The following is a 4,319-nucleotide window of genomic DNA, read 5'->3' on the forward strand; positions in this document are numbered from 1 at the left end:
GTGACCATGAGGTTGGCGAGGGCGACGAGATGCCACTTGTCGACTGCGATCCGCGCGTCCGGCAGGGCGGTGCGGATCCCGGATCGACAGGTACAACAGCGCCCGCCCGCACACCCGCCTCGGCAACGCCCCACCCGCCGAGTACGAGGCAGCGCACTGCGCTGAGCCCACCAAGTCATCGCGACCGGCAATGACACCTGCATAGACGTGGCATCAACGCGTAGATGTTTCAGTTTCTTCTGTGCTGGGGCTGTGTCAGGTGCTGGACCGGGTGTAGGCAGCGGCGCGCACCACATCGTCGTCCTCCAGTCCAGCTCCTAGTGCTCCGCCCACGGTGGCCAGGCTGGCGGTGAGCCAGCTGATCTTCGCGTAGTCCAAAGCGTTCACTGGGTGACCGGCGACACCGGCCAGTACCGGCTCGTCGATGAGCAGCAGCGCGCCGACCCAGGACAGGATGAATAAGCCGAGGTAGAACACCACAACCCCGATGGCCACGGTCGCGGTGGTGGCCAAATTGAACAGGATCACCTGCTCACGTTGGGCTCGCCGCCGTGGGCGCTCCCACAAGTCTGCTCCCAGGATCAGGGTGGCACTCACCGCCCCGATCGCCATCACCGCCAGCAGGACCAGGCGCACCGGCCCGTAGGCCATGGCCAGTACCCATAGGTCCGAGGCCACCAATGTCAGCATGCCGGTGGCCGCTGCCACGACCATCGCCCGGGAGAGCCGGGCCACGAAGGCCCAAGGCTGGTTGGCGCGGATCATGCCCAGCAGCAACCGCACGTTGCCGCTCAGCACTCGGGCCGTGAACTGCACGACGTTGTCGTCCGGGCGTTCGTCGAGATCGGTGGACAGCTGGTGGGCTCTTCGAGCAAGATCCCGCTGGGCGTTGAGGTCTTCGGCGTCGTAGCCCAGGAGCTGCCCGACCACGTGCACGGTGGTCTCTTGCACCTTCTGCCGCACGTGCACGGCTCCCAGGGTTGGGACGGAGACCAGTCCTACCCCGTGCACGGGGCTGAGCTGGGTGAGCACCGGACGTCGGCCGGTCTTCAGGGGGATCTCGGTGAGCACCACGGCCAAATCCCAGTTCTCCTCCAGCACGCGGTTTCGGGCCGCCTCCAGCAGGTCCAAGGTCTCGGTGGGTGGATCGACCAGCCGGTCTTCGGCCATCTTCAGTTGCCAGCGCACTCCCGGATACCGCTGCACCAAAATCTTGCGCACCGAGGTGGTGACCTCGGGGCCGAGCATCGCACTCAGGGATGGTGAGACCACCAGGCCGATGAGCAGCTCGGCATCGGAAAGGGGTTCGGCAGGATCGGGGGTGGATCGGCAACGCTTAGCAGTCATCGCTCCATGGTGAGGCAACCACGGGCCGATTGCCACTGGCTCGATGGAGCCCCGAAGGTTTCGTGCAGCACCGCGGGCCGGATTCGGTGGTCGCCTCGATCCCGGAGAGAGCGGTGCTGCTCACTGCGAAATCCTCTCCCCGCCGACGCCGCCAGCGCGAAGACATCACAGCCAGCGGGCCCGGGACCTGCCGGTGTCGAGGACGGCTTCTCGATGATGCTGCAGTGACGGATCGGTTGAAGTGCTTCGGCGGTGTGGGAGCAGTGATCAGCGTGGGGGCGGTCGATTCCGTTCGGACAGGTGATGCATCGACTGCCCAGCGGCAGGTGCGGTACTGATGCGTGGGTACCCGGTGCAGGGGTGTCAAGGCCCAGCTCCGAAGACGGCAAGCCGGGCACGTGAAAGGCGAATTATGGCCCGCCGCAACCCGAGCGGGAAGGCATGTGTGGCACGAGGCGCCGAAGACGGGCCGGGCGTTTACTGCAGAGATAAATGGCTCTCCGCATTTGAGCGGGGCGTGTGCTGATTTCATGCTGCTGGTCTCTGCCCTCGGGTGAGGGCGATGTGGACCATGATGCGCCTTCGGTAGTTGTCCATGTTGGTGAAGCCGCATCCGACACGCTTGGTTTGCTTGATGATCCGGTTGAAGCCCTCGGTGCGGGCGTTGGTCACGTCCTCGGTGAGCGCGACGAGCACCGCTGGCCACCAGGTGTCGATCGTGGTCGCCAGGCGGCTGGTTTCCTCCATGTCGGCGCGGGCGGCGGCGTCGTAGAAGTCGTACAGCCTGCGCCGGATCTGGTGCGGCTGGTGTTCGGCCAGCAGCAGGCGCAGGCGTTCCTTGACGGCATGCGCGGCGGCGATCTCGTTGGTCGGATCCTCGGCGGCGAGGGCGGCGTTGAACCGGGCCTTTTGCTTCACGGTGAGGTGCTCGTAGCCGGTGAGCAGCAGTTGCCGGCTGGCCCAGACTTTGTCGGTGGCGGTGCCGCGGCGGCCGTGCAGTTGCCGGGTGATCCGTTGACGGACCTGGGTGACCATGAGGTTGGCGAGGGCGACGAGATGCCACTTGTCGACTGCGATCCGCGCGTCCGGCAGGGCGGTGCGGATCCCGCCCGCGTACGGCGCGGACGGGTCGATCACGACCAGGTCGATGCCGGCCCGGAACGCGGGTGTCTGCAGCGCGAGCCAGTCGATCACGCACGCCCCGGAGCGTCCCGGGGTCAGCCCGAGAAGGTGCCCGGGCAGGGTGGGGTCGGCGTTGACGAACGAGGTCATCCACGGGTTCGACCGTGTCCAGCCGGCCTCTTCGAGCACCCAGCGCACCGACCGGGCGCGGGTCTCGTCGATGCCGAGCACGCGGGTGGGTTCCGGCTCGGGCAGCCACTGGTTGGCCAGTGCGATGAGCGCCCGGTGCGCGGTCGACCACGCCACCTGGTACTCGCTAGTGCCCCGAGTTTGAAGTTGTTTTACGGTCAGCTTTCACCAGGATCTGCTCGGCGGTTTTCGTCCACACGAACGGCTGCGCCCGCGGATTCCACCCGTTGATGAACTCTCGGATCTTCGCCGTCAGTTCGCGGACACTGCGGAAAGTTCCGCGATGAATCGCTTGGCGTTCGATGATCCCGAACCACACCTCGACGAGGTTCATCCACGACGCCGACGTCGGGGTGAAATGAACATGGATCCGCGGATTCGCAGCCAGCCACTCGCGGACCTCGGCCTTCTTGTGGGTGGCGTAGTTGTCCATCACCAAGTGCAGTTCCTGCTTCGGATACGCGCGTGCGACATGTTTGAGGAACACCAGAAACTCCTGGTGACGGTGTCGCGGCCGGCAGATCCCGGTCACCTTTCCGGTCGCGATCTCCAACGCCGCGAACAAGGTGGTGGTGCCGTTGCGGATGTAGTCGTGGGTTTGCTTCTCGGGCATTCCGATCTGCATCGGCAACGTCGGAGCGGTCCGATCCAATGCCTGGATCTGCGATTTCTCGTCCACGCAGAGCACGATCGCGTTCTCGGGCGGATCGAGATACAACCCGACGATGTCGGTGACCTTCGCGACCAGTTCCGGATCGGTGGAAAACTTGAATGTCTCACTGCGCCAAGGCTGCACACCGTACTCGCGCCAGATCCGTGCGACCGTGCCGTACCCGATCCCCAAATGTTTCGCGAGCAGGCGCGAACTCCAGTGTGTGACACCGTATTTCTTCGGCGGCGGCATCAAGGTCGCGGAGACGATCTCCCGGCGATCGAGGCTACGCGGCCGCCCCGAACGCGCATCGTCTTCGAGGCCGGCCAAGCCGTCTACGTCGTAGCGGGCGCGCCAGGAGATCACCGTCGGCCGCGACACCCCGACCAGATCCGCGATCGACGAATTCGACTCACCTTGAGATGCGAGCAAAACAATCCTCGCTCGCTGCGCCGCACCGGAGGAGATCGACCTCGACCGCAGTCGTCGGGCCAACTCGAGATCGTCGCCGTCTCGCAAGAGTAGGGGCTTAATCCGCATGCTTGAAGTATCTCAAATCGCACTGTCAAAGAATTTTAGGCGCGCGGCACTAGCAGCGAATCTCAAGTCGACGCTGCCCGGCAAACGAGAATGAGGACGAATGACCGTAGAAGCTCCGATGTGGAAATCTCAATCGACCATCACCATTCCGTGGAAGGGCAATGCCGAGGTAACCGTCACGGAATTGCTGTCAACGACGCTTGATGTCGCTCGTTCCGTCCTCATCGACGTCGCGAAAAGCGGTAAGAAGATCACGTACGGGGAGCTCGCAAAGCGTTCAGGAACCGGATATCCAGCGCAGTCGATGGGCAAAGTGTTGGACGTGCTCAGCCTGGACTGCAGCGACAGAGGTGAGCCGTCACTGGCACCCATCGTGGTGAGAGCAGCGACAATGAAGTCGCGGCTGACCCGCCGGGGGGCCGGAGCACCCGAACTGAGGCATCATGGGCAGGCCATGGCCGGCCACCAC

At 64.6% G+C, this 4,319-nt stretch carries 4 protein-coding genes; 1 reads left to right on the forward strand and 3 read right to left on the reverse strand.

What is annotated here, in order from left to right:
• Window positions 1–255: 255 nt before the first annotated feature.
• From ABT116_RS40095 to ABT116_RS40105, 3 genes are all read right to left on the reverse strand, one after another.
• Window positions 256–1,347 (reverse strand): hypothetical protein, encoded by a 1,092-nt coding sequence (locus ABT116_RS40095; RefSeq protein ID WP_350835329.1) that lies wholly within the window; start codon window positions 1,345–1,347, stop codon window positions 256–258.
• A gap of 528 nt (window positions 1,348–1,875) precedes the next feature.
• Window positions 1,876–2,775, reverse strand: a complete 900-nt coding sequence (locus tag ABT116_RS40100; RefSeq protein WP_350835191.1) for an ISL3 family transposase — start codon at window positions 2,773–2,775, stop codon at window positions 1,876–1,878.
• A gap of 10 nt (window positions 2,776–2,785) precedes the next feature.
• Window positions 2,786–3,850 carry an IS630 family transposase gene (locus tag ABT116_RS40105; RefSeq protein WP_351644911.1) on the reverse strand — a complete coding sequence of 355 codons (1,065 nt, stop codon included), beginning with the start codon at window positions 3,848–3,850 and terminating at the stop codon, window positions 2,786–2,788.
• A 100-nt stretch (window positions 3,851–3,950) separates the two neighbouring features.
• Here ABT116_RS40105 and ABT116_RS40110 point away from each other — a divergent pair.
• A partial coding sequence (locus tag ABT116_RS40110; protein WP_351644914.1) for a hypothetical protein occupies window positions 3,951–4,319 on the forward strand: 369 nt, incomplete at its 3' end.

This window comes from Streptomyces sp. NPDC002130, assembly GCF_040296465.1.
GTDB lineage: Bacteria > Actinomycetota > Actinomycetes > Streptomycetales > Streptomycetaceae > Streptomyces.